Annotated in this window: 18 protein-coding genes and 4 tRNA genes; 6 read left to right on the forward strand and 16 right to left on the reverse strand. The window is 44.8% G+C overall.

The features are described 5' to 3' along the window. Window positions 1-10: 10 nt before the first annotated feature. Together ACYX4N_RS12985 and ACYX4N_RS12990 are read left to right on the forward strand one after the other, a co-directional pair. Window positions 11-688: a response regulator transcription factor gene (locus tag ACYX4N_RS12985; RefSeq protein WP_474856046.1), complete on the forward strand. Its 678-nt coding sequence runs from the start codon at window positions 11-13 to the stop codon at window positions 686-688. Between the two features lie 82 nt (window positions 689-770). Beyond that, window positions 771-1,580 (forward strand): haloacid dehalogenase type II, encoded by an 810-nt coding sequence (locus ACYX4N_RS12990; RefSeq protein ID WP_476054305.1) that lies wholly within the window; start codon window positions 771-773, stop codon window positions 1,578-1,580. 150 nt (window positions 1,581-1,730) lie between these two features. On the opposite strand, the gene ACYX4N_RS12995 is transcribed toward ACYX4N_RS12990, so the two are convergent. After that, on the reverse strand, window positions 1,731-2,195 hold the full coding sequence (locus ACYX4N_RS12995; RefSeq protein WP_476054306.1) for a GNAT family N-acetyltransferase: 465 nt from the start codon (window positions 2,193-2,195) through the stop codon (window positions 1,731-1,733). 334 nt (window positions 2,196-2,529) lie between these two features. Here ACYX4N_RS12995 and ACYX4N_RS13000 point away from each other — a divergent pair, with 334 nt between their 5' ends. Further along, complete coding sequence (locus ACYX4N_RS13000; protein WP_476054307.1) at window positions 2,530-4,854, forward strand: FdhF/YdeP family oxidoreductase; 2,325 nt, start codon at window positions 2,530-2,532, stop codon at window positions 4,852-4,854. 67 nt (window positions 4,855-4,921) lie between these two features. Here the strand turns inward: ACYX4N_RS13000 and fdhD are convergent, their stop codons facing one another. The 5 genes from fdhD to topA form a co-directional block, all read right to left on the reverse strand. Next, window positions 4,922-5,701 (reverse strand): formate dehydrogenase accessory sulfurtransferase FdhD, encoded by a 780-nt coding sequence (fdhD, locus tag ACYX4N_RS13005; RefSeq protein ID WP_476054308.1) that lies wholly within the window; start codon window positions 5,699-5,701, stop codon window positions 4,922-4,924. Continuing rightward, window positions 5,691-6,317 (reverse strand): molybdenum cofactor guanylyltransferase, encoded by a 627-nt coding sequence (gene mobA, locus ACYX4N_RS13010; protein ID WP_476054309.1) that lies wholly within the window; start codon window positions 6,315-6,317, stop codon window positions 5,691-5,693. Before mobA ends, fdhD begins: the two co-directional genes overlap by 11 nt. A gap of 100 nt (window positions 6,318-6,417) precedes the next feature. Then, complete coding sequence (locus ACYX4N_RS13015) at window positions 6,418-7,233, reverse strand: leishmanolysin-related zinc metalloendopeptidase (RefSeq protein ID WP_476054310.1); 816 nt, start codon at window positions 7,231-7,233, stop codon at window positions 6,418-6,420. A gap of 366 nt (window positions 7,234-7,599) precedes the next feature. After that, a complete protein-coding gene (locus ACYX4N_RS13020; RefSeq protein WP_476054311.1) occupies window positions 7,600-8,151 on the reverse strand; it encodes a DUF2058 domain-containing protein in 552 nt (183 codons plus the stop codon). A gap of 137 nt (window positions 8,152-8,288) precedes the next feature. Then, on the reverse strand, window positions 8,289-10,949 hold the full coding sequence (gene topA / locus ACYX4N_RS13025; protein ID WP_476054312.1) for a type I DNA topoisomerase: 2,661 nt from the start codon (window positions 10,947-10,949) through the stop codon (window positions 8,289-8,291). 395 nt (window positions 10,950-11,344) lie between these two features. On the opposite strand from topA, the gene astB reads away from it, so the two are divergent. Continuing rightward, complete coding sequence (gene astB / locus ACYX4N_RS13030) at window positions 11,345-12,685, forward strand: N-succinylarginine dihydrolase (RefSeq protein ID WP_476054313.1); 1,341 nt, start codon at window positions 11,345-11,347, stop codon at window positions 12,683-12,685. A gap of 196 nt (window positions 12,686-12,881) precedes the next feature. On the opposite strand, the gene ACYX4N_RS13035 is transcribed toward astB, so the two are convergent. Continuing rightward, window positions 12,882-16,121 (reverse strand): beta strand repeat-containing protein, encoded by a 3,240-nt coding sequence (locus tag ACYX4N_RS13035; protein WP_476054314.1) that lies wholly within the window; start codon window positions 16,119-16,121, stop codon window positions 12,882-12,884. A gap of 114 nt (window positions 16,122-16,235) precedes the next feature. On the opposite strand from ACYX4N_RS13035, the gene ACYX4N_RS13040 reads away from it, so the two are divergent. Beyond that, window positions 16,236-17,582: a dicarboxylate/amino acid:cation symporter gene (locus ACYX4N_RS13040; protein ID WP_476054315.1), complete on the forward strand. Its 1,347-nt coding sequence runs from the start codon at window positions 16,236-16,238 to the stop codon at window positions 17,580-17,582. Window positions 17,583-17,911: 329 nt separating this feature from the next. On the opposite strand, the gene ACYX4N_RS13045 is transcribed toward ACYX4N_RS13040, so the two are convergent. The 9 genes from ACYX4N_RS13045 to dnaQ all read right to left on the reverse strand — a co-directional run bounded on the left by ACYX4N_RS13045 (window position 17,912) and on the right by dnaQ (window position 24,706). Next, complete coding sequence (locus ACYX4N_RS13045; RefSeq protein ID WP_476054316.1) at window positions 17,912-19,138, reverse strand: lipoprotein-releasing ABC transporter permease subunit; 1,227 nt, start codon at window positions 19,136-19,138, stop codon at window positions 17,912-17,914. Beyond that, window positions 19,125-19,835, reverse strand: coding sequence for a lipoprotein-releasing ABC transporter ATP-binding protein LolD (lolD, locus tag ACYX4N_RS13050; RefSeq protein WP_476054317.1), 711 nt, complete (start codon window positions 19,833-19,835; stop codon window positions 19,125-19,127). Before lolD ends, ACYX4N_RS13045 begins: the two co-directional genes overlap by 14 nt. Before the next feature lie 87 nt (window positions 19,836-19,922). Beyond that, window positions 19,923-21,476, reverse strand: coding sequence for an EAL domain-containing protein (locus tag ACYX4N_RS13055; protein WP_476054318.1), 1,554 nt, complete (start codon window positions 21,474-21,476; stop codon window positions 19,923-19,925). Between the two features lie 334 nt (window positions 21,477-21,810). Continuing rightward, window positions 21,811-21,887 (reverse strand) — tRNA-Asp (locus tag ACYX4N_RS13060). 32 nt (window positions 21,888-21,919) lie between these two features. Continuing rightward, a tRNA-Asp gene (locus ACYX4N_RS13065) sits at window positions 21,920-21,996 on the reverse strand. A gap of 30 nt (window positions 21,997-22,026) precedes the next feature. Beyond that, window positions 22,027-22,103, reverse strand: a tRNA-Asp gene (locus tag ACYX4N_RS13070). Between the two features lie 30 nt (window positions 22,104-22,133). Then, window positions 22,134-22,210 (reverse strand) — tRNA-Asp (locus ACYX4N_RS13075). A 216-nt stretch (window positions 22,211-22,426) separates the two neighbouring features. Further along, window positions 22,427-23,932, reverse strand: coding sequence for a TIGR03503 family protein (locus tag ACYX4N_RS13080; RefSeq protein ID WP_476054319.1), 1,506 nt, complete (start codon window positions 23,930-23,932; stop codon window positions 22,427-22,429). Window positions 23,933-23,986: 54 nt separating this feature from the next. Next, the gene (dnaQ, locus tag ACYX4N_RS13085; RefSeq protein ID WP_474856011.1) at window positions 23,987-24,706 is read right to left on the reverse strand and encodes a DNA polymerase III subunit epsilon; all 720 of its coding nucleotides are present in this window, start codon (window positions 24,704-24,706) and stop codon (window positions 23,987-23,989) included. Between the two features lie 111 nt (window positions 24,707-24,817). On the opposite strand from dnaQ, the gene rnhA reads away from it, so the two are divergent. Further along, window positions 24,818-25,288, forward strand: coding sequence for a ribonuclease HI (gene rnhA / locus ACYX4N_RS13090; RefSeq protein ID WP_474835520.1), 471 nt, complete (start codon window positions 24,818-24,820; stop codon window positions 25,286-25,288). Window positions 25,289-25,318 lie beyond the last annotated feature (30 nt).

The following is a 25,318-nucleotide window of genomic DNA, read 5'->3' on the forward strand; positions in this document are numbered from 1 at the left end:
TATACCAATAATGAAGATTCTTATTGCTGATGACGAAGCCCCCTTACTACGATTTTTATCGCGAGGCTTAAACGCGGAAGGTTTTGAGTGTGTCGAAGAGTCGGCATTGCACAATTTAGTCACGCGCATTCGACACGAGTCCCCTGCCATCATCGTACTCGATCGCATGTTTGGCGACGAAGATAGCGTAGAGCTGTTGCCCGCCATTAAATCTCTCCCTCATGCTCCTATGGTTTTGCTACTTACAGCTGTAGATGAGGTACGGGAGCGCGTGAATGGTTTAAAACAAGGCGCAGACGATTATCTATGTAAGCCTTTTGACTTTGACGAACTGCTAGCGCGCATAACGGCCTTAAGCCGAAGAGTGACCAACACGCCTGTTACTCAATCAGGCTTAACCGTCGGACCGTTAAACATCGATGATGAATCTCGCATTGCGACACTGTCAGGAGAAGAAATTACACTCACTAAACTAGAATACGACATGCTCTATTATTTTGCGGAAAATACTGAAAAAGTCCTTTCTCGAGAGCGTATATTAAGTCGAGTATGGCGAAGCCACAGCGACCCGCTTACCAACGTGGTTGACGTGTATATTAGTAGGCTACGTCAAAAGCTTCATAACAGTGATGCCATATTTATTGAAACCTTGCGCGGGAATGGGTATCGATTAACCACCAGAAAATAGTCATTTCGTCTCATCAACTATTGCATTAAGACCCTATTCATCCTATTTTGAACACTCGTTCAAATCTTAGTTAAGGATAATCATGGCTCGTTCACCTTCATCATTACTATCACGGATATGCTGTGCAACCGCTTTAGGCCTAGGTCTGCTGTCATCACCTGTTTTTGCGCAAACAGGAAATACCGATGCAATGCAGGTCGAAAAGAAAGAATTGCGCGCGCCCAAAGTTATCTTTTTTGATGTAAACGAGACCCTTCTTGACCTTACCGCCATGCGCAGTTCGGTGGGTGAAGCATTAGGAGGGCGAGACGATTTGTTACCGCTTTGGTTCTCTACCATGCTGCATCATTCGCTGGTCGACTCAACTACTGGTCGCTTCCATACCTTTGGAGAGATTGGCGTTGCCTCACTATTGATGGTCGCTGAAATTGAAGGTATTGAATTAACCAAAGAGCAGGCTAAAACGGCAATTGTCACGCCTTTGCGAAGCCTTCCCCCACACCCAGATGTACGTAATGGCTTACAAGCCTTAAAAGACAAGGGCTATAAACTGGTAAGCCTTACCAATTCCTCTAATAAAGGCGTGTATACCCAGTTTAAAAATGCAGACCTACTGTCTTATTTCGATGAACGACTTAGCGTTGAAGATATTAACTTGTACAAGCCAGATACACGCACTTATGAATGGGCTATTGAAAAAATGGGCATAGCAGCAGAAGACGCTATGTTAGTTGCGGCTCACGGTTGGGATATTGCTGGGGCTAAACAAGCCGGCTGGCAAGCTGCGTTTATCGCTCGACCGGGCAAAGTACTCTATCCTCTAGCGCTATCGCCTGACACTGTAGTGAGCGGGCTAGATGAATTGGTATCTCAACTACCGAAGGCGAAATAAGCATTCGGGTCTTAATTGATGGGATCTAGGTGCACTTAAAAGCACCGCTTATCGGTTGGCATGAGTGAACAAGGTCAGTTAATACTCTGACTAAACGCCTGAGCCAAAGCTAAAGCTTATGCCAACCGATTTCTCGAGCTAGGCACTAGGCTACGCTTGTGCCGTCCCTAGTCTCTTCATATCTATATGAGGGATGTCATCCTCCAAGTACATGGTTGATGTGGCTTCAAAACCAAAGCTCTCATAAAAGCGTTTTAAATATTCTTGTGCACCAATTTCAATATCACACCCCGGCGATATTGCCTCACAATGATTAATGGCTTCACGCATAAGCGCTTTACCCGCCCCTTTCCCCCGAAAGGCTTTACTGGTAGCCACACGGCCTATGCTTACCGATGGATAACTGACGCCTTCACCAATTAATCGTGCACACGCCACAAGTTTATTATTTTCAAAACCCATTAAGTGATGGGTTTGCGGATGGCGGTCTTTTTCATCTAGCTCCGGATAGGGGCAGTTTTGTTCAACAACAAAAACATCGACGCGCAGCTTAAGCAGGTCAAAGAGTTGGTGGTTCGTAAGTTCATTAAATGTAAGTGATTGCCAAGAAACCATGTTGTCCCGATGAGTTTTTATTATTAACGTTTAAATAGTGCGCTATTACTGGTGCTGTAAAACCTAAAAGTAAAAGGCTACAACTTGTTACCTACTTGCTAGTGTAACGCATAGCGTTTTACTCACAAAGCTCAAGCTCCTACTTTACCTTAAGAATATAACCGTCGTAGCACCTTTCCTGTAAAGACTGGCGACTGGAAATAAGCGTTTAATTGATGAACCCTATAATTTAGTCGGCGTAATTAATTGGAACACCATTTAAAAATAGTTAAGGTGCTTTGCTACTAGTTCTTGTATACATGAGCAAACACCCGTGCGGGCACAGGGGAAAAATATGAGTGATAAGCGCAACATCAAAACTTACGACAAACCCGCTGGCGGATGGGGCGCTTTGAAAAGCGTAACCCAAAGCTGGATCCAAAGCGAGAAGCCGCTAAAAAATTTACGGGCGATGCTTAAAACCAATCAGGATAAGGGTTTTGACTGCCCGGGCTGTGCTTGGGGTGAGTCACCTGAAAGCGGATTAGTGAAGTTTTGTGAAAACGGTGCTAAAGCGGTGAATTGGGAGTCTACCGGCCGTTATGTCGACCCTGCGTTTTTCTCAAACCATTCAGTAAGTTCGCTAAAGAAGCACACTGACTATTGGTTAGAATCACAAGGTAGACTTACACACCCAATGCGCTTCAATGCTCAAACTGATCATTATGAACCCATATCATGGGACGATGCCTTTGCACTTATCGCTAAACAATTAAATGCTCTGAGTTCACCACATCAAGCCGAATTCTATACCTCAGGACGCGCAAGTAACGAAGCCGCTTACCTATATCAACTTTTTGTACGCGCGTTTGGTACTAACAATTTTCCCGACTGCTCGAATATGTGTCATGAAGCCTCAGGGCAAGGTATGAAGCCCACCATTGGCGTAGGTAAAGGCACGGTCACGTTTAACGACTTTGAAAAAGCGGATACCATCTTTGTTATCGGACAAAACCCGGGCACTAACCACCCACGCATGTTAGAGCCACTACGCGACGCTGTACGTAGAGGGGCGCAAGTAATTTGTTTAAACCCGCTTAAAGAGCGCGGACTAGAAAAGTTCCAGCATCCTCAACACCCCATTGAAATGCTAACCAATGGCTCAACGCCAACCAATACCGCTTACTTCAGACCTGCCCTTGGCGGCGATATGGCAGTAATGCGCGGTATTGCGAAATGGTTGCTAACCTGGGAGAAGGAAGCAATAGCAAACAATGACACTCCCGTCTTCGATCATGATTTTATCAATACACATACCAACGGCATGGACGACTATTTAGCGGTAGTTGACAATACAAGTTGGGAACATATTGAAGCACAAAGCGGTTTATCGAAAAACGACATCCGTCACGCGGCTACTATGTACAAGCGCGGAGAACGGGTAATTATGTGCTGGGCTATGGGAATTACACAGCACAAACATTCTGTTGCTACAGTTCAAGAAATCGTAAATGTACAGCTATTGCGAGGAAACGTTGGCAAGCCCGGTGCGGGTCTTTCTCCGGTTCGGGGCCACAGTAATGTGCAGGGTGACAGAACGGTGGGTATTAATGAAGCTCCGCCTGAAACCTTACTCGATGCATTAGAAAGCAAGTTTAACTTCGCAGTACCCCGGGAACAGGGTCACAACACTATTCAAGCGATTCAGGCTATGGAAAGTGGCGAATCTAAAGTATTCATCGGCTTAGGCGGTAATTTTGCGCAGGCAACACCGGATACACCCCGTACACACGCTGCGTTATCAAAATGCGATTTAACGGTACATATCGCTACCAAACTAAACCGCTCTCACCTAACTACAGGTAAGGATGCACTTATTTTACCTTGTCTGGGTAGAACTGAAGTGGACATGCAGGCCAATGGGCAACAAGGTGTAACCGTTGAAGATACGTTTTCTATGGTTCATATCTCCTATGGTCAACTACCGCCGAGCTCGCCTGAACTTCGCTCAGAACCTGCCATAATCGCGGGTATCGCAAAAGCGACGCTGGGCAACACACCGGTAGACTGGGATGAGCTAATTAGCGATTACGATAATATTCGTGAACTCATTGCCGATACCATAGACGGTTTTAAAGACTTTAATACCAAACTTGCACAGCCAGGTGGCTTTCACCTAGGTAACGCAGCTAGCGAACGGAACTGGTTAACGTCTTCAGGCAAAGCTGAATTTGCCGTTAACTCGCTTCCAGATTCGCTGTTAAATGAAGACCTAGTTGCTCAAGGTGAAAAGCCCGACCTTATTTTGCAAACGCTGCGCTCTCACGATCAATACAACACCACTATCTATGGTATGGATGACCGTTACAGAAATGTGTTTGGCGCCCGTGATGTCCTTTTTGTTAACGAAAGTGATATCGAAAAACTGGGTTTTAAAGACGGCGATAAAGTGGATATTACGTCAATGTGGAACGATGGCAAGACCCGCCAAATTAAACAGTTTATGTTGGTAGCTTACGACATTCCGCCGGGCCAAGCTGCGGCATATTACCCCGAAACCAATCCGCTAGTACCTCTAGAAAGCTACGGCGATGGAACCTTCACGCCAACGTCGAAATTTATTGCGATCAAACTTTCAAAGTCCGAGTCGGATGGACGAATTGCGGTCTCTGCAGTTTAAGCTTATCGAATTTGGCCCCGAACGCGGGGCCGCTTAAATGCTCTATACCCTCTAGCTTCGCGCCCCGTTAAATTTGTGGTGAGTACGCTCTCGGTGAGTCATATTTAGGCACGTGGATAAGGGATACGCCATAGCGGTTAGCCCACTTAACTGATAATGCCGTAGGTGCTGAAAGTGTCACAAGCAAAGGTAATTTTGCTCTTATCGCTTTTTGTACTAGTTCTAAACTACAGCGACTGGTTAACACGACAAGGCAATCCTTCTGATAAAGCTTATTAGCCGCAATTGCTCCAATTAACTTATCAAATGCGTTATGCCTTCCTATATCTTCACGACACGCCAGTACATTGCGCTCGGCATCAATATAGAGCGCACCGTGCACTGCCCCACTTTGCTGCGCTAATGCTTGCGCTTGCGAAATTAGATCTCGCAACCCTTTAAACCAGCTTGCTTCTGGTAGGGGCAATGGTTCTACAGGTTGGAGTTGAGGCAAAGCGTTATCCAGCGCTTCGACACCACAAAGCCCACAGCCCGAAGCACCTGCCAATTGCCGTTTATTTTCTTTTAACTTCCAAAACGCCTGGTTCGCAATATCCACTTCAGCATTAATGTGTTCTTTGTGATGTGATAACTCAATGCCATAAAGCTGGCGGGGATGCTCGATAATATCGTTACTTAAACTAAAGCCAACAATAAAATCTTCAATGTCTTTAGGCGTAACAAGCATTACTGCATAGTTGATACCGTTGTAACTGATGCTTAATGCGACCTCTTCAGCAAGCGTAAAACGTTGAGTTTCAGGTGTGCCATCTAAAACTAATGCTTGGTATTCGGCGTTATTTGTCATCAGGCCAATCACCTGGCGTATTAACATTAAGCCATTGTGCTTCATCCATACGAGCTACTTTTTCGTTCTGTTTTTCTTGATCGCCATTTACCTTTTTGGGGCGCACAAGATTAGCTTCTTCAAGAGCAATGGCGTCTAGGCTTTCCAAGAACCCCACCACACGTCGCTTGTTTTGGTCAACCAAGTAGTGAGTTAGCATGGCTTTAGTATTCTGCTTAACCGACAAATAAAAAGGCAAAAAGCGGTTTTTCACATAAACCGACCGCTGGGCTTCTCGCCCTGCTGATACTAGCGTTTCCAAAAGCTGAGGCGTCATCTGGGGCATATCCACGGGAAGGACAAGCAATTCAATAGCGCTGTCTTTGCCCTCACTTGAATTACATAAAACATCCAGAGCTGCATGCACACCACCCAGTGGTCCTGCATCATCAATTTTATCATTTAAAAAATTTGGCGCATTACGGCTAATTAACACCTCATCACACCCTGCAGCCTTTAACAATGATGATGCATGCTCTATAAGTGTGCTTCCTTGATAACGCATAAGGGCTTTATCTTGCCCCATTCTGCGCGATTGGCCACCCGCTAACACAAGTCCGATAAGAGTTTTATTCACTTTATCCACTTTATGTTTCTCTCTTATCAAGCTTTTCCTCATTATTTATTCTAAAAATTCAAAACACTGCTTAGCAATAGAAAGCTAGGCCGTGGTTAGGTTACACAGTTTGCAGAAGGTGCGCACTAGTTCGTAGAGGCTTTTTTCTTAGTACTAACCCAAATGAAAGTAGAAATAGCCATACCGTAGCAGCCCCATCAACCGCATGAGTTACAGTTGTCAAATAACCAATATCAGCAAACGACGCTACAGTGGTATCGCTTAGCGTAATTGGATCGGGCCCTAAATAGCCGGTCATTAAGTCAGATGAACCACCAGGCCAAGGCTCGTCCCAATGACTATTGGCAGTACCTGCGCCTCCGCCAAGTTCAACAGGAATAAAGGTGGCGTCTTCGACAAACTCACGGCGGTAGATTTCCAAAGCGTATTCTCCGGTGTAGCGCCCTGTGCCATTAACGTAATTAGACTGGCTCCCTGCGATAAAAAAATCAGTCGTCCACAAAGTGCCAAACCCGATAACATGAGCCATTTCGTGCACGATAACATCGAAAAGTGTGCCGTTATTTTCCATGTTATTTAGATCTGCCGTATCAAAGCGCATGCGACCTTTATTCGCATAAACGTAAGTACTGTCGGAAAGCTGAGTAATACTAGAAGGCCCGGCATTACCTAACACCCCGCCTCTACCATCAATTGGCGCTCCACTTGCCTCTATAACAATACTATGGTCAAAAGAGCTTTGAACGCCTATTAAATATGATTCCCAATACGCAATTGCATCGTCAAATGCACTAGATTGTGAGGGGGTCAACCCTCCAAGATTATTGATAGAGATGTTGAATAGCCCTGCATTTACAGGTAGTGACATGCATAATGATATTACGACACCTAGAACCAGCTTCGGTAAACCATTCATGGCTTCCCTCCTAAATTAAGAAACAACATCTAACGCTAATCATTTGGGGCAACGATACTTATACGCATTAATAACTATAGACTAGAAAGTAAAGGTAACACCTTTCCTTAACTTTTTACTTTTAACGGCCGGGATAAGATTTTCTAAAGAGAACAATTTGTGAAAAGTCGTAATAAATACAACATTTTAGGGTTGCGCAAGCGATAGCTATGAAGGTTCTTTTATGTTCAATTGCAATAAGAACATGTAAAAAGAGAGCAGGTAATGGGGAAAGTCGTTAACACATAAGTAAATGCAGCTATGGTTGAAAGCATTTACTCACCACCGAGCTTTTTTTAAAGCCCCAAGGTGGTGAGTTTAAAAAGATTACCAGGTTAAATCGTCTGGGATTTCGTAGTCGGCATACCAGTCGTCTTCATCCTCGTCTTTTCCATCGCTGCCACTTTTATCTAGATCGGCGCGATATATAATTGAAGTTTCATCACGTTGAGCAATCTTGTCAGCAACCGGCGTTGGAACCAGTTCGTAAGCATCGTCAAGTAATACCACTGTCAAACGACCTTTCGTCACTTGCTTGTGCATTTCTTCACTCACATACATGCGTTTTACCACGTTATCATGAGTAAAATTAAGTACAGTTTCACCCTTACGAGGCTGTTTATTAACGCTGATGAGCTGTCTTACTTGCGCCGCAATTGAACGTTTTTCACGCTCTTCCTGCTGCAATTGATTTAACTCACGAGAGCGGGCTTTTTTCTCTTCCGCTGCTTTCTGAGCCGCTAACGTAGTCTCATCTACAACTGGCTGTTTTTGTTTATTTTTTTGTTTCTGCTTTTTGCGTTTGTCAGCGCGTGCTTGTTTTGCAGTCGCTTTATCAGCCAATCCGGCTTTTAAAAGTTGATCTTGTAAAGAGGCCATAACTCACTCTCTATTAATGTAGTAGTAAACCTTGCGTAAAGCGTGATGCAAGTCTTCATTGGGTGTCTTAAAACGTAATAAGCCCGAATAAAATCGGGCTTATTGTTTAGGCTTCAAAGTATTATATTAGCTTTGAATTACTTTTTCTTGGCTTTTGACTTAGCTGCAGGCTTTTTCGCTGCTTGCTCCTGCCATTTACCGTTGTCGTACCATGCCGACCAACCCGTCGCTTTGCCGTTTTCATTTTCGGACATCACATACTGCTGTTTGGTCTTTCTGCTGTAGCGAACTATCGCAGAATTACCATCAGGGTCTGTCTTTGGCGCATCAGCAAGATAATAGAATTTCGGCGAAATTCTATCTCTAAAGCGGGCAAGTTCTTCCACTTTCGGCGCACGCGTCTCACGAGATTTAGGGAAATTATGGGCTGCCAAGAAGATGCCCGACGCTCCATCCCGTAGCATGAAGTGCGCGTCAGACTTTTCACACGGAAGCTCCGGCAAATCGACCGGGTCTTCTTTCGGTGGCGCAGCTTCACCGTTTCTAAGCAGCTTACGGGTATTCTTACATTCCTCGTTGGTACAGCCGAAGTATTTACCAAAACGACCGTTCTTAAGCTCCATATCACTGCCGCACTTATCGCATTCGATAATAGGGCCGTCGTAGCCTTTAATTTTGAATGTGCCCGACTCAACTAGGGTGCCATCACAGGTAGGTGTATTACCACAAACGTGAAGCTTCCGCGTCTCGTCTACCAGGTAACTGTCCATAGCTGTACCGCACTTAGGGCAACGCTTTTTAGAGCGAAGTGCTTCTGTTTCAAGCTCTTCTTCGTCATCCACCTTCACCACTTCATCACCAGGCGTGAGGTTCATGGTGTTAGTGCAGCGTTCTTTCGGCGGTAAATTATAACCTGAACATCCTAAGAAAACGCCAGTTGAGGCGGTTCTCACATTCATCTCACGACCGCACTTGTCGCATTCAATACCCGCAGGTATTGCCTGATTTAGGCGCATACCGCCTTCTTCAGGGTCTTTTTCGGCGTTTAGCAGTTTTCCATAGAACCCGCTGTAGAACTCATTAAGAACGTCTTTCCAATCTTTATTGCCTTCAGCAATATCATCAAGATGTTGCTCCATGTTAGCCGTGAAGTCATAGCTCATGAGATCGTCGAAGTTTTCCATCAGGCGATCGTTTACTATCTCTCCCATTTTCTCGGCGTAAAAACGTTTGTTTTCTAAACGTACATAGCCGCGGTCTTGTATGGTTGAAATGATGCTAGCATAGGTTGAAGGACGACCAATGCCGCGTTTTTCAAGCTCTTTTACCAAAGACGCTTCATTAAATCGCGCCACAGGCTTAGTGAAGTGTTGCTTAGGATCAAGTGCTTTTAAGTCAAGCACATCGCCTTTCTGCACATCCGGCAACATAAGCTCTTCGTCGCCTTTTTTGCGAAGCTGTGGCTGCACACGCGTCCAACCGTCAAACTTAAGTACTCGGCCTTTTGCTGTAAGTTCGTAGTCTCCTGCCGCCACTTTAATCGTAGTGGCATCGTACTTAGCCGGTGTCATTTGACAAGCTAAGAACTGGCGCCAAATAAGCTCATAAAGACGTTGTGCATCACGCTCCATATCCCCAAGACTCGCCGCACTGATACTTACATTTGAAGGACGAATCGCTTCGTGCGCTTCTTGCGCGCCTTCTTTGCTCCCATAGCGAATTGGCGAATCTGGTAGGTATTTTCCACCAAAATTATCTGAGATATATGCTCGCGCGCTGTCTACTGCTTCTTGACTCAAATTGGTCGAGTCGGTACGCATATAGGTTATGTAACCCGCTTCATAAAGACGCTGCGCCATCATCATGGTTTTCTTAACACCAAAGCCCAACCGCGTGCTCGCTGCTTGTTGCAGAGTAGAGGTAATAAATGGCGCGGAAGGACGACTTTGCGTTGGCTTCGACTCACGGCTTTCTACCGTGTAATTAGCCCCTTCTAAGTCAGCGAGAGCTTTGTCTGTTTCAGCTTTGTTTTTAGGCTTAAACGCATTGCCTTGGTGCTTGGCAACCAACATGCGAAGCGCCGCTTTTTGCTGGCTGGTCAAATCTGCGTGAACGTCCCAGAACTCTTCTGGTACGAAGGCTTTAATTTCACGCTCTCGCTCGACAACAAGCCTAACCGCTACCGATTGAACACGCCCGGCTGAAAGCCCACGCGCAATCTTTTTCCATAGCAGTGGCGACACCATAAAGCCCACAACTCGGTCTAGGAAACGGCGTGCCTGCTGCGCATTAACACGAGATATATTTAGCTCACCCGGGTCTGAAAACGCGTCTTGAATCGCATTTTTCGTAATTTCGTTGAAAACGACTCGCTGATACGTCTTATCTTTTTTGCCTAACAGTTCTTGTAAGTGCCACGCAATCGCTTCTCCCTCGCGGTCCAAATCCGTTGCGAGATAGATAGTGTCGGCGTCTTTTGCGAGCTTTTTAAGTTCGTTGACTACCTTTTCTTTGCCCTGCAGCACCTGATAGTGAGCCTTCCAGTCTTTTTCTGGATCAACGCCCATTCTGTCTACAAGCTTCAAGTATTCGTGACGACGAAGATATTCTTGACGCTCTTCTTCGCCTAAAGTTTTGAGTTCTTTAGCCGGTTTTTTAGGCTCTACTTTGCCTAATGCCTTCGTCGGAAGATCTCGCACATGGCCAACCGAACTTTTTACGATAAAATCTTTGCCAAGATATTTATTTATCGTTTTTGCTTTGGCTGGTGACTCGACTATGACCAGTGATTTTGCCATATAATTGAACTAAACCTATTGATTTTTAATGACTATTTACGTCAAATTCTGAAAATTGGAGCAGCCCGACACTATATATAGGGTACTCGCTCTTTTTTAACATATATCTACAAAGTGAATGGAAAACAAGATCTTCTTCATACTTATTCTTCCCACCGCTCTAAACGCGCACAAAAACTGTACATTAAATAAGCAGTGCGATTGGCAACGGCCTTAAAAGCCGTATAATGCCAGCCATTCCAACCTGAACTAACGACGCGCTCAGGTTTAAAAAAGTGCTGCGTTTGCCCCTGTACAAAAGCGAAAGCGCTGCATCTGCTACCAATTTAATGGCAGTGTCTTTAAGAATGTAGCATATGGGGTCAACAGCAAAAACTACAAGAATGAGGGAAAGTATGAAGCAGTTTGAAGTTAACTTTGATGGTCTTGTTGGGCCTACCCATAACTATGCCGGCTTATCGTTTGGCAATGTCGCTTCCCTAAACAATGCGAATGCAAAAAGCAGCCCTAAGCAGGCTGCGAAACAAGGTCTTGCAAAAGCAAAAGCGTTGGCCGATATGGGAATGGTACAAGGTGTGTTAGCTCCGCAAGAACGCCCTGATATCGCGGCGCTTCGTCGCCTAGGTTTTACTGGTTCCGATGCTCGTGTGCTAGAAAGCGCTGCAAAGCAGTCTCGCGAGATTTTCTTAGCATGTTGCTCTGCTAGTAGCATGTGGACTGCAAATGCCGCCACTGTGTCTCCTAGCGCCGATACTGCCGATGGTCGTGTGCACTTTACCCCTGCAAACCTAACAAACAAGTTTCATCGCTCACTAGAGCCTCAAGTAACCGGCAATATTTTGCGCGGTACATTCGCCAATGAAAAACACTTCGCCCATCACCAGCACTTGCCAGATAACGAGCATTTTGGTGACGAAGGTGCAGCCAATCACACGCGGCTTTGCAGCAATTACGGGCAAGCTGGTGTGGAGTTGTTTGTTTATGGTCGCCATGCTTTTGATACCAGCAAACCTGCGCCAACAAAATACCCGGCTCGCCAAACACTAGAAGCGTGTCAGGCCGTAGCGCGTCTGCATGGCTTAGACGACGATGGCGTGGTTTACATGCAGCAAAACCCAGATGTTATCGACCAAGGTGTATTTCACAACGACGTGATTGCCGTAGGTAACCAAAACGTGTTGTTTTTCCACGAGCAGGCGTTTTATAACAAAGAAGCGGGCTTTAAAGAGCTGCAAGCAAAATTTGGTAGCGAGCCGCTTCATTTTATTGAAGTTCCTACTGCTGAAGTATCTGTTCAAGACGCGGTTAGAACCTACTTGTTTAACACGCAAATTATAACGCTTCCAAGCGGCGACATGACCATTATCGCGCCAACTGAATGTCAGGAAAACGAAGCGGTTAAGCGTTATCTTGATAAGCTAGTCACACTTGGTACGCCAATCAAGTCGGTTAACTATTTCGATGTTAAACAAAGTATGCGCAACGGTGGCGGCCCTGCTTGCTTACGTTTGCGTGTTGCTATGAACGACCAAGAGCTTGAAGCAGTAAATCAAAACACGCTAATCAACGATACGCAGTTTACGCGCTTAAACGCGTGGGTCGATAAACACTATCGCGATGAACTAAGCGAAGATGACTTGCGCGACCCTAAGTTACTTATTGAGTCGCGCACTGCTCTAGATGAGCTTACGCAGATTCTCAAAATTGGTTCGGTTTATCCGTTCCAGCAGGGGTAGAGAATAATTGTAAACTAGATGAACTGAAGAAATAAGTAATTAAAAGCAACATATTCTAAGCCTTATTACGTGTATTCATGTTTGTAAAGCTCTACCAAAAAAAGCCTGAACTTGAGGTGAAAATCAAATTCAGGCTTTTTTAAAGGTTTACTCTTTGTAACTCGCAGTTTTTACCAAGTTGAGCGTTACAATTACCTTAATTGAAAGGTACGCCAGTTTCACAAACTAGCTCATCATCCGTAAAATCATCGTCGCCTTCACCAAAAGGGTTTGCAGGAGGGCTGACACCTTCATCGTTAATATCATCTGCAAGAATTTCTAATCGATACTTCATAGATGCTTGAGCTTCACTACCTGTAGACTGCCCGAACACCGTTACTTCCGCGAAGTACCATACAGCATAACTTTCAGGGTAACGATATTCTAGTTCCGCATATCCGTTTTCATCAGTAATACCATCGTTGGTAAGCGTTACAGTACCCACTATCCCGGGCGTTAATTGCTCATCTTCGTTAAGATCTTCTCCGGCATCTAATATACCGTTTGAGTTTTGGTCTTCATTTGTACACTCAGTAACATTAACTGGCTGCCAGATTGAATTAACCGTATTGTATTCCCAACCTCCCCTCAGGTAAATGCCGCGTCCGCTTCGGTCATCAAATTTAACAGGTGTAATTGACGCCGTTAAATTTACGCCACTCACTGGGCGTCCCACTGAATCAGAAACAAAAATTGCGAAACGTTTAAGATAAGACGTGGTAGTAGGCGTTTCAATAACATTACCCGTACCAATTACAATATCGAATGCCCTAGCACCTACAGTCAGCATTATTTCGTCATAGACTGCTTCGTTGTCCGCTACTGTGGCGGTTATAACCACATCGTCTTCAGACGTAACGGAACCTGAGGTAAATACAGTGGTCGCTATACCTTTGCTATCTGTTGTTGCCTGAGACGGTGATACAAAACCAGTAGAAACATCAGATACGGAGAAATTAACCACGCTGTTTTTCACTAAGTTACCATCGACGTCACGCACAACAGCACTAATGGTGCTCGTTTGTCCGTCTGGTCCTAGAATATCAGGGGAAGCATCGGCGATAAGGGTAGCCGGTGTAGTTGCGATAAACTCAATTTGCGTTAATGCAGACACTAATACGTTACCATTAGCATCACTTGCTGATGCGCTAATAGATGAAATGCCTGCGTTGTCTGCACTAATTTCGATACTCGCCTGACCATCAGCATCAGTAACGACTGTGGGACCTCCAGAAATTTCGCCGCGGGAGGCACTAAAGGTAACCTCTTGACCCACTACTGGCTCGTTGTCTTGGCGCCATTGAACAGTAATCGTTTGCGCTTGCCCCAGCGGCACCTCCTCTATTGGCAGGTTAACAAAATTAAATTCATCTTGCTGAACCTGCACTGTAAAGCTTGTTTCAGCATTTAGGGCAGATGCCGTGATAGTATCTTCCCCTGATGACGTTGCAGTATATGACACCGTCGCCTGACCGTTGGTTCCTGTGTTCACTGTAGTGCTACTAAGGGTACCGCTGGTGGCGCTTAAAACAACATCTTCGCTATTGATAGACTGGCCATCGGAGTCTTGAAGACGAATAGTGTATTCAACGGTATCGTTTAAAATGACCGACGACGCACCATTAATAGTTACTTCTGTCCCAGTAATGGTGATATCAACAGTTTCAGTAAGACTGCCTGCTTCTGCTGTTACGGTGATAGTGCGGTTTGATTTATCATTTTGCGATGTCAATACAGCACGAGCTGTGCCATCGGCAAGGGTTTCAGGCTGTGTTAACTGAAGTTCAACGCCATCGCCTGTCTGTGCCGAAAAGCTTACTTCGACCCCTTCCATTAACACACTCTGTTCATTTTTAACCAAAGCTATGAGATCAACTTCATCACTACCGCTTGATGCCAGCTGAATACTGTCAGCGAAAAGCTCAAGAGATGCAGGCTCTTCGCTTACCGTGGTACTACCTTCAGAACTAAAGGTCGTAGAGTCTGCCTCACCAGTAGGTAGAGTAGCCGTTACTTCGCCGTCGCCAGCAGCGCTTCCAACCGACATACCTATTGTCGCAACACCTTCGGCATTTGTTAATGCCGTTGCCGTATCGTTTGAGAAGGTTGCAAGCTCATCATTACTTAAAGAAAAGGTAAGCAGAAGATCCGCCTGAGGCTCACCCAAAGAGTTAGTGACTTTTGCTACTGCCGTTAAGGCATTGCTAGATGAAAGGTTATTATCGGCCTCTCCACTTTCATTTTGCAACGATAATTCAACATTTATCGTTGTAGGCTCTGTTGTAACGGCTACCGCTGTAAAGGTGGTGGAACCCGATTCACCTGTTGCTAAAGTAGCAGTGACTTCACCATCACCCGATGCTGTACTGGCGTTTAAACGCAGCTGAGCAACACCCTGCGAGTTGGTTCGTGCTGTGCCTGTGTCATTGCCGAACTCTGCTAACGCGTTATTGCTCAAACTGTAAGTTAGAAGAGCATCAGTGAAAGGATTTCCATTCTGATCTGTTACAGTCGCAACGGCAAATAAGCTATTATCTTCAGACAAGTTGTTGTCCGGCTCCCCATTTTCGTTCTGAAGGCTCAAAGAAACGGATATTGTTGTAGGGTCTGTACCAGAAATTGCGGTCGCTGAAAATGTTGTTGTCGCTGTTTCACCAGTTCCTAAAGTAGCGGTAATTTCGCCTCCACCAGAGGCAGTGCTTGCATTTAGTCTTATTCTAGCTTCGCCGTTGTTGTCAGTTCTCTCAGTACCTGTGTCATTACCGAACTCGGCTAACTCATCGTTACTCAATGTGAACGCCAGCAGAGCGTCTGAAACCGGAGAGCCATTCTGATCTGACACTGTTGCTATTGCAAACAAGCTGTTGTCTTCTGTAAGGCTATTATCAATTTCACCTGCTTCGTTCTGAAGTACCAACGATATGACTAAAGAGTCAGGTTCGGTGCTGGTAACCGCTGTGGCAGAGAACGTCGTACTCCCTGTTTCACCACTACTTAACGCTGCGGTAATTTCACCATCACCCGAAGCCGTACTGGCGTTCAAGCGAATTCTAGCAACACCGCTTGAGTTGGTGCGCGCAGTACCTGTGTCGTTGCCGAACTCTGCAAGTTCATCGTTACTGAGCGTGAAAGTTAACAGTGCATCTGAGTACGGGTTACCTTCGTCATCCGTCACCGTTGCCACTGCAAACAAGCTATTGTTTTCTGATAAGTTGTTGTCGCTTGCCCCACTTTCATTTTCTAATGTTAAAGCTATCGAATAGGTAGGTGTGGTAGTACCGTCGTCTCCGCTTCCATTATCCGTGTTATCCCGAGAGACTGCAGAACCGCCTCCACCACATGCTGTTAGCATAAATATTGCGCTAATTAGGCTTAGCGCTCTCGCTAATGTCGACATAATTCGTTCCTGAACCTCTTTTATTGACAATTGCGTCGTTTTTTATGTTTAAAAATCAACTGAATCTGGCACACTACGAAAGATTAAAAATATAAAAATGCACAGGAAACATTAATGTCTTCATCTGCACATAAGTATAGTTTAACCGCCCGCATATTTATCGGCATGGCTGCCGGTATCTTGACTGGTGTCTTTCTCCAATTATTGTTTGATGATAGCGGAGATTTTACTTTTTCGGTATTCGGTTTTGAGCTCTCAACGTATAACATTCTTGTTGAAGGTATATTTTCCACTCTCGGCCAAATATTTATCGCTAGCTTAAAAATGCTGGTGGTTCCCCTCGTTTTTGTTTCTCTTATTTGTGGAACTAGTACCTTATCAGACCCGAGCAAGTTGGGAAGACTGGGTGCAAAATCGGTAGGGCTATATGTTGTCACAACCGCAATCGCCATAACACTAGCCATGAGTATAGCTTTGGTGGTTTCTCCCGGTGACGGACTGAATTTAACCACGGAAACCTCGTTCCAAGCGAAAGAAGCGCCTAGCCTGTCAGACGTTATTGTGAATATGTTCCCTAGCAACCCCATAAACTCTATGGCACAGGGCAACATGCTTCAAATCATTGTTTTTGCTGTACTGTTCGGTATAGCAATGGCGATGACAGGTGATGCAGGCAAACGTCTTACCGCTATTTTTGAAGATATCAATACGGTAATCATGCGCTTAGTGACAATCATCATGAACCTAGCGCCATACGGTGTTTACGTACTAATGGCGAAGCTCTTCTCAACCATTGGCGGCGAAACCATATTGAGTCTGGCGAAGTACTTCTTTTTAGTATTTGGCGTTTTGATCCTTCACGGCTTAGTTACTTACTCTGTTTTACTCAAAGTTTTGGCAGGTTTAAACCCGGTCATTCTGTTGAAAAAAATGCGTGACGCAGCCCTATTTGCGTTTAGTACATCAAGTAGCAGCGCAACATTGCCTGTTACCATGGAAACAGCAAAAAATAAACTTGGCGTAGGTAATTCAGTTTCATCGTTCACACTGCCTTTAGGCGCAACAATTAACATGGACGGTACAGCCATCATGCAAGGCGTGGCAACGGTCTTTATCGCCCAAGTTTACGCTGTCGATTTAAGTCTTGGCGACTATATGATGGTAGTGTTGACTGCTACGCTTGCTTCTATTGGAACAGCGGGTGTACCTGGCGTTGGCCTTATTATGCTGGCGATGGTTTTACAGCAAGTAAACTTACCCGTTGAAGGTATTGCACTTATTATCGGCGTAGACAGACTACTTGATATGACCCGTACTGCGGTAAATATTACCGGTGATTGTATGGTGTCGTGCGTTGTTGCTAAGAGCGAGGGCGCGTTAGATGAGAGTATTTATAACGACCCTAAAGCAGGTTTGAAACAAGAAGATGTGGATTTCGAACACTTCGAAAAAAACAAATAGTATAGGTTCAAGCCCACTGAGTGCGCTCTCAACATAATGTTAGTGGCGCACAGGAACAGCCGTAAAATACAAACAAGGCCAGCATAATTTGCTGGCCTTTTCATTGATTGTCTTATTTCTAGCCACTCTCCCATGGACACTAGCCTTGTAGACGTTAACCCTGTGAACCACCGTCCTTAGAACAATGCTCCGATAAACATCTATATCATTCGGATCCCTCGCCTATGTTGCTAAAACCACAACTTTGCCGAGCGTAACGGGTCGGTGAAACAGGCCGGTGATGCATGAGCTAACTATCATCGACCTGTAATAGTTCATTTTGTAATTAGCTAGTGAAGCGCAGAAGATGGCGACACTTTTGCAGCTTTTTGCGCTGGATACAACGTAGCCCCGACACTTAAAAACATGGCTACAACAACCGTTACTGCCACGTCCTGCCAGTGTAAGCTTGAAGGTAGAAAATCAATAAAATAGATATCGCCAGAGAGAATTTCTACATTTAACAACGTTTCAATAAAACGAACAATATCTGACAAGTTTGGTGCTACCAGCAAGGCAAGCGCAACGCCAACGGTAATGCCGACAACCCCGTTAATAACCCCCTGAAGTACAAAGGTATTGCGAATTAGACGGTCAGTGGCTCCCATTGTCTTTAATATCGCAATAGCAGCTTGCTTGTCTCTAACCGCCATTACTAATGATGACACTATATTAAAACAAGCAACGGAAATCACTAATGTAAGCGCAATATAAACCACTGACCGTACAAGCTGAATGTCGTTATATAAATGCCCTTGAGTACGTGTCCAGTCAGACATATAAACAGCTTGAGGGTAGCTATAGCCAATATCTCGCATGGTATCGTATGCTGAAAAAGGATCGTTAAGGGTAAACTGAATCCCTTGGGCTTTAGAGGTAATACCGATAGCTTCCGACGCAGTCGCTAGGTGCATTAACCCAAGCTGATTGTCTAACTCTCCACCAACAGATAGCACCCCTGCGATAGTCAGCGTAATAGAACGTGGCGCCTTAAAGGTTAAATCATGGGTGGCTTGAGGTATCAATAGCTGAACTGTGTCACCCACGTCTAGCGCCATTGAAGACATAATACCTTTACCAACAAGCAATCCATTAGATTGCTTGGAAAAGTTTAGCCAATCTTGACTAGCTACTCTTTCAGCATATTTATCACCAACCTGGCTTACTGGGATACCGGTAACGCTAATGGCCTTTAACTCGCCTTTTGACTGCAGCATGCCTGTTAGCCCGGTGTAAGGGGTTACTGATGCAATACGGCTATCTTGTGAAAAGCGGTAAAGCTGAGCATCTAAATTCTCTATTCCACTTTCGCTTTTACTGTATAGTTCGCCGTGTGGAACCACGCTTAAAATGCGACTCGTTAGCTCTTTTTCAAAACCGTTCATAACACTTAGCAGCACGATAAGAACAAAGCACCCAAGCCCAATACCAATAGTCGACGACATTGATATAAACGAAATAAAGCGCTGTTCGGAACGTGTTTTTCTAAATCTCTTAGCCAATTCAAGGGCGAGCATCTTGACCCTCCACAGGCAATGCTTCGCTAGCTAAACGGCCGTCTTTAATCTTCAGTACCCTATCCATTTTCGCAGCAAGGGTAGTGTCGTGGGTAACCACTACAAAGGCTGTCCCCTTTTTCTCGCTTAAGCTTTTCAGAAGCTTATAAATTTGTTGCCCTGTAGAATCATCCAAATTCCCTGTAGGTTCATCGGCAAGCACCACAGAAGGTTCGGTAACCAACGCACGGGCTATTGCCACACGCTGTCGCTCGCCCCCCGACATGGTTGAAGGTAAATGATCCATTCGATGGGAAAGCCCTACTTCTTCTAACATAGCCTGAGCTTTAGTATGGGCCGCTTTTGTGGATAGCCCTCTTATTCTAAGCGGCATCGCAACGTTTTCTAAGGCCGTGAACTCACCAAGTAGGTGATGAAACTGGTAAATAAACCCCATTTCGTCATTGCGAAGTTTAGCTAGCGCATTGCCAGATAGTTTGCCAAGAGATTTCCCGTTAAATTCGACGTCGCCGCTGGAGGGTTTATCTAACCCTCCAAGTATATGTAATAGCGTACTTTTCCCTGAACCAGAGCTGCCTAAAATGGCTACGTGTTCACCAGCTTTTATCGAAAGAGAAACATCGCGTAATACGGGGGTGGCATTACTGCCTTCTTGATAGGTTTTATTAATATTGCTGCAAATTAGCACATCTTGCATGCGACTGTTCTTCTATAGTTTCCAGACGGTGAATGGTAGCGCTAAACACTACCAACACCAACTGAAAAATAACAGCGCTAAAACGCGTTATTGTGTGTCTTGGACACTTTTAGCGAGAGCGTCGGCAGACTGAGGCTTGCCAAACAACCATCCTTGACCGTAGCCGATAGTTAAACCTTTCAATTCATTAGATTGGTCAGTATTCTCGACACCTTCCGCAATCAAGTCCACATTAAGCCCTTCGGCAATGCTAACAATATGTGGAATAAGCGAAGAACGAATACTGTTGTCTTCCATATCCATTACAAAACTTCGGTCAATTTTAAGATAGTCACAGTTCAAGGTTTTTAGCTGGCTTAGGTTAGAGTACCCCACGCCAAAGTCATCAATAGCAAATAAGAACCCTTTACTCTTTAGCGACTTAATGTGCTTAACCGCACTATGAGTTGCTATTTGTTCATCTTCGGTAATTTCCAGCACCAACTTGAAGTTTTTAACATTCATTTCCAGTGCAAAATCTAAGTCTAAACAGTCTTCTCTTGTAAAGTCGAAAGGGAATAGGTTAAAGGACACTTTAAACCCATTTGGAATATCAGGATTCTCATTAAGCTCCTTCATCGCAGTGGTAATCATATCGACAGTAAATTCCCACGTCATTTCTTGCTCTTTAACTTGCGGAATAAACTCATCAGGATAAATAGGCCCAAACTCGTCTTCAAAGCGACTTAGCACTTCGCAACCAATCACTTTGCCCGTTTCCAAATCGACAAATGGCTGATAAAGACTGTAAAATTTATGCTCTTTTAAGCCTTTACTTACTCTGGACTCCAGAGAGCGTCGACGACGTAGATAATTAAACACCAGCATGTGCGTGAGCGCGGCCGTCAACAGCATAGCGAAAACAAACAAGATAATCTTACCCGTGTGTAAATCTAATACCCTTCCGTGGTCAGACTTAACTTTTAAACAGGTGTTATTGTAGCGCTCATCGCACAAGATGAATTGTAATGAAAAATACCCTGTACGCGCTTCCATGTCATCTTGACTAAGCGTGGTATCCACAAGTCCTGGGTTACCTGCCATATGGTAAAAATGATCACCATTGTAAAAAAGCTGCCAATCTTGGGTAAAGCTGTAGCCAATAACGCTATCCATATCAAGCACAGCGTTATAGCGCCCACGTTTAACTATTGTACCGGTCGCTTGCTTATCGAAAAGTTGCAGCGGCGTATTTATCCAAAATGCATCCCCTAGCTGAGTGTAAAAATCGGGGGTTGCCTCTTGTATGGGCTCTTCAAGAATACCCAGATAGGTACTACACAACAACGCGCCGTTTTCATAGAAACCAATTTCTTTTACGAAACGGGAGCGAAAAAGAGTTTTGCGCATTTCTGCCAAGTTTTCGAGTTCACAAGACTGATACGGCAGTGCGTTGAGATAATCGAGAGTAATTTCTGCATCTCTAAAGACAACGCGTACATTATCTAAAATCTCTTTAGCACGGCTTTCCTCTTGTTCTCTAACAAACACAAACATAACTATGGCAAGAACAAATGTAACTAAGGCCACGCTTAACAGAGAAACGCCAATCGCTTTTAAATTATCAGCCAGAAAATACCGTTTTTGATCGCTTTTATTCATAATTTCCGTTGTTGTAAAACTCTAACGTCCTAACTGTAGTACAGATTCAAAAAAACACACTACGACTTTAGGGCACATGTTACTGTTTGTTAGATAGTTTTAATGCTTAACGTGTGGTTCTTGAAAATAAAAATGAAAGGTTTAAAAGCTAAGGAAATACAGATATGAAATTTTTCTGGCGCGTTTTAATAACGTCTATTATGCGAGATGCGAAAAATGCTTTTGCGGGAAAAATAACTAAAGAGGATGCTAATAAGAATTAAGCTTTGTTTTCTTGGATTAGGGGGAGAGAAACTAACTTAAATGAAAACTTGTTATGGCTCTTTATCATTAATGGCGGAGCGGACGGGACTCGAACCCGCGACCCCCGGCGTGACAGGCCGGTATTCTAACCAACTGAACTACCGCTCCGCAATAATGAAAAGCGCGCATTGTTCGATTAATGGCGGAGCGGACGGGACTCGAACCCGCGACCCCCGGCGTGACAGGCCGGTATTCTAACCAACTGAACTACCGCTCCACATAATCGAGATTGCGCTATATAACTAAATGGCGGAGCGGACGGGACTCGAACCCGCGACCCCCGGCGTGACAGGCCGGTATTCTAACCAACTGAACTACCGCTCCGAAGACCTTTTAGTTATACCATTGAAAGAGTGGCGGAGCGGACGGGACTCGAACCCGCGACCCCCGGCGTGACAGGCCGGTATTCTAACCAACTGAACTACCGCTCCACATCTTCAATGTTATCAGTGAGTTGACTTGGCTGTTGTTGCCCTGTCCCCTGACTGCGGCGCAGATAATACGTATTCCCCCATGTGGAGTCAACGCTTTTTATTAATAAAATTGTCATCTGCGGTTTGTTTGCCTGTTAAATAGACATTATGTCGAAATAAAATTCAAAGTGAACAATTTAACATCGCATAATCACAACTGTGACAAAACATGCATTAGGATTTTTCCGGTTTGCTTTCTTTTTTAAACATTCCAAATAACTTTTTCAAACCTTTCGGCTTTTCTTCCATAGAAAGATCGGCATCAGTCGTAGCTGGAGATTGTTTTGCCGGTGAAGACGACGGTTTAGGAGACGTACGCTTTTTACGCATAAAAATGATAACCGCCGCAGCAATAACACCGATAAGTACAATTGACCCATTAACCGCTATCAAGATAATGGTCAACGTTCCACTATCCATTTCTTCTTGCCCATCTAGCGAGGACTCTTCATTTTGCGTCATAGCGGCAGGGTTTAGATCAGGTGGCGCAACTAATGGTGCACTTCCATCAACAATCGGGTCTTTTCCATCTATTAAAGGGTCTTCAACTTCAGGCTCTTGCGGCCCCTCAGCAACAAAACTAAATTCAGGCACATCTAAAATAAAATCTCTGCCATTCGTTGTTGTTCCATATGCTGTAATCTTTACTCTAAAAATGCCTTCTTCATAGGCAACAATTAAATGCTCGCGAGGCTCATTGCCCCCTTCGGTCAAAGAAAAGTTCTGCATGTCTGCATTCGGGAACTTTACCTTTCCATCCACAAGCAAGGATTCGATATCCACTAGATCTCGATCAACATCAATTATGATCTTATGGTAGCCGTCACCGCCGCCATTCATTTCTACGTCAATAGAAACGGGGTTATTATGTAAGACAATAGGTTGGCTTTCTTGCTCACGGGTATACATGGGGGTGATGACACGAAAAACCGGCTTCCACTCGCCCGCCGCTATTTTTAAATTAAATTGACCGGTAAAGACACCATCTCCAGGGCGCTCGTCCATTCCTCGGCCGTCGTCTTGAAACGTAGCAATATTTTGATCGCCTGTGCCAAAGTTTCCGAAGTTAGGGTTGTTTGTGCTCTTAAATTCAATATCAAGCTCGACTACATCTCTAAACTGCTTGTTGTCAATTGGCTCGCCATTATTTGTAAGGTAGGCCGTAGATTTTAGAATTTCACCGGCAAATAGAACATCAGGTAAAGGGTCGGCATGTAACTCTATATTTGATATAACCATCACACGGCTTTCTGGCAGTACTTGGCCCACTGCTTGCCAAGGCCCGGGGACAGGATTTTTAATGGTTATCATGTCGAAGGTATCGGCATCGAACCACTCTACTTTGTCTTCGTCCACTCGCCCCTGAAACAGCTTAGATCCATCTGGTCTCACAAGTACAACCGGGGCAGAGCCATATTCTCTGAAAAAGACCATGGTGATTTCTTCAACGTTGTAATCAACCCGAAATCGGTTTTGTAAAAGCTTTATTGAGTTTGTATAGCTGTCGCCCAAGTCAGTAAGGGGCGAGGTATCAACATCTTGATTATTTGACTGAGGGTTTTGAATTGCACTATCTGCGAGCTGCCTAGCGGCATCGCGCTCGTCTTCTTGCGACTGAGCGCCAGCGCTTAAGTGTATAAAAAGCGATAAAATAATTCCCCAAGAAAACCACACTCTCACGCTACGCTGCTCCTGCACTGTTTGGCTATTTTATTTCTATTTAAATGTGTTTGGCTAAGACACCTCTTCTGGCTGAGGACGCCATAAGCACTTGCCACCCGCTTTTTCTACAATGTCTAAGCGAGCTTCATGTTGTGTTATTTCATCGGCGGTAGCTTTAATAACCTTTAATTTATTTGCGCTTCGCTTGACCCTGCGAATAGCGGTTGAGTCAGCATCATTACCCGAACTTGATGCCAATTTCAGCTTAGTCTGCCCACCGGTCATTAATAAATAGACGTCGGCAAGAATTTCCGCATCCAGCAAGGCGCCGTGAAGAGTTCGATGACTGTTGTCTATACCATAGCGCTTGCACAACGCGTCTAGGTTGTTTTTCTGGCCAGGGTGCATTTGGCGCGCAAGGGTCAGCGTATCAAGTACATCACAGATTTGATTGGTAATGACGCCCTTTGTTGAACCTTCCATTCCAAACTCGTGATCCATGAAGCCCACGTCGAAGGGTGCGTTGTGAATAACGAGCTGTGCCCCTTTGATAAAGCTGACAAACTCCTGGGCAACTTGAGAAAACGTAGGCTTGTCGGCAAGAAATTCATTGGTTATGCCGTGAACTTCAATTGCCTCTTGTTCAATATGCCGGCCCGGGTTGATGTAAACGTGAAAGTGATTCCCCGTCAAACGGCGGTTAACAACTTCAACACACCCTATTTCGATAATGCGGTGGCCTTCTTTGGGGTCAATACCTGTGGTTTCAGTATCGAGAACAATTTGGCGCATGGAACCTCTACTATAATTACACTTTCATTTTTTGATAGTATATCAACCCCTTTGCAATCCGCTAAGGGAAAACACAAGATAAATTAAGCGAGTTAAACTAAAGGAAACGCTGTGGCTCAAAAGACCATTCACATTTATACCGACGGCTCGTGTCTAGGTAACCCTGGCCCGGGCGGGTACGGTGCTGTACTAATTTACAAACAGCATAGAAAAGAGTTGAGCGATGGCTTTGCCCACACCACGAATAATCGTATGGAACTGCTTGCCCCGATTGAAGCGCTAAACAGCTTAAACGAGTCTTGCAACGTTGAACTGACTACCGATAGTCAGTATGTAAAAAATGGTATTAATCAGTGGATCCATAACTGGCGAAAAAACGGCTGGCGCACTGCTGATAAAAAGCCAGTTAAAAACGCAGATTTGTGGCAACGGCTAGATGAAGCGGTGAAAAAGCACAAGATAAACTGGCATTGGGTGAAAGGTCATTCAGGACACCCAGAAAACGAGCGTTGTGATGACCTTGCCCGCGGTGCTGCAGAAGCGAACCCAACAAAGCCAGATGAAGGTTTTGTTGGGAAGTAAAATAACTTAGCAAAGCGTCTTTAGTGAGAG

It is taken from the genome of Alteromonas sp. ABH4_452, assembly GCF_056311825.1.

What these genes read in the sequence shown, in the direction of transcription:
- ACYX4N_RS12985 (WP_474856046.1), top strand. Translation starts at nt 11, where the DNA reads ATGAAGATTCTTATTGCTGATGACGAAGCCCCCTTACTACGATTTTTA.
- ACYX4N_RS12990 (WP_476054305.1), top strand. Translation starts at nt 771, where the DNA reads ATGGCTCGTTCACCTTCATCATTACTATCACGGATATGCTGTGCAACC.
- ACYX4N_RS12995 (WP_476054306.1), bottom strand. Translation starts at nt 2,195, where the DNA reads ATGGTTTCTTGGCAATCACTTACATTTAATGAACTTACGAACCACCAA.
- ACYX4N_RS13000 (WP_476054307.1), top strand. Translation starts at nt 2,530, where the DNA reads ATGAGTGATAAGCGCAACATCAAAACTTACGACAAACCCGCTGGCGGA.
- fdhD (WP_476054308.1), bottom strand. Translation starts at nt 5,701, where the DNA reads ATGACAAATAACGCCGAATACCAAGCATTAGTTTTAGATGGCACACCT.
- ACYX4N_RS13015 (WP_476054310.1), bottom strand. Translation starts at nt 7,233, where the DNA reads ATGAATGGTTTACCGAAGCTGGTTCTAGGTGTCGTAATATCATTATGC.
- ACYX4N_RS13020 (WP_476054311.1), bottom strand. Translation starts at nt 8,151, where the DNA reads ATGGCCTCTTTACAAGATCAACTTTTAAAAGCCGGATTGGCTGATAAA.
- topA (WP_476054312.1), bottom strand. Translation starts at nt 10,949, where the DNA reads ATGGCAAAATCACTGGTCATAGTCGAGTCACCAGCCAAAGCAAAAACG.
- astB (WP_476054313.1), top strand. Translation starts at nt 11,345, where the DNA reads ATGAAGCAGTTTGAAGTTAACTTTGATGGTCTTGTTGGGCCTACCCAT.
- ACYX4N_RS13035 (WP_476054314.1), bottom strand. Translation starts at nt 16,121, where the DNA reads ATGTCGACATTAGCGAGAGCGCTAAGCCTAATTAGCGCAATATTTATG.
- ACYX4N_RS13040 (WP_476054315.1), top strand. Translation starts at nt 16,236, where the DNA reads ATGTCTTCATCTGCACATAAGTATAGTTTAACCGCCCGCATATTTATC.
- ACYX4N_RS13045 (WP_476054316.1), bottom strand. Translation starts at nt 19,138, where the DNA reads ATGCTCGCCCTTGAATTGGCTAAGAGATTTAGAAAAACACGTTCCGAA.
- lolD (WP_476054317.1), bottom strand. Translation starts at nt 19,835, where the DNA reads ATGCAAGATGTGCTAATTTGCAGCAATATTAATAAAACCTATCAAGAA.
- ACYX4N_RS13055 (WP_476054318.1), bottom strand. Translation starts at nt 21,476, where the DNA reads ATGAATAAAAGCGATCAAAAACGGTATTTTCTGGCTGATAATTTAAAA.
- dnaQ (WP_474856011.1), bottom strand. Translation starts at nt 24,706, where the DNA reads ATGCGCCAAATTGTTCTCGATACTGAAACCACAGGTATTGACCCCAAA.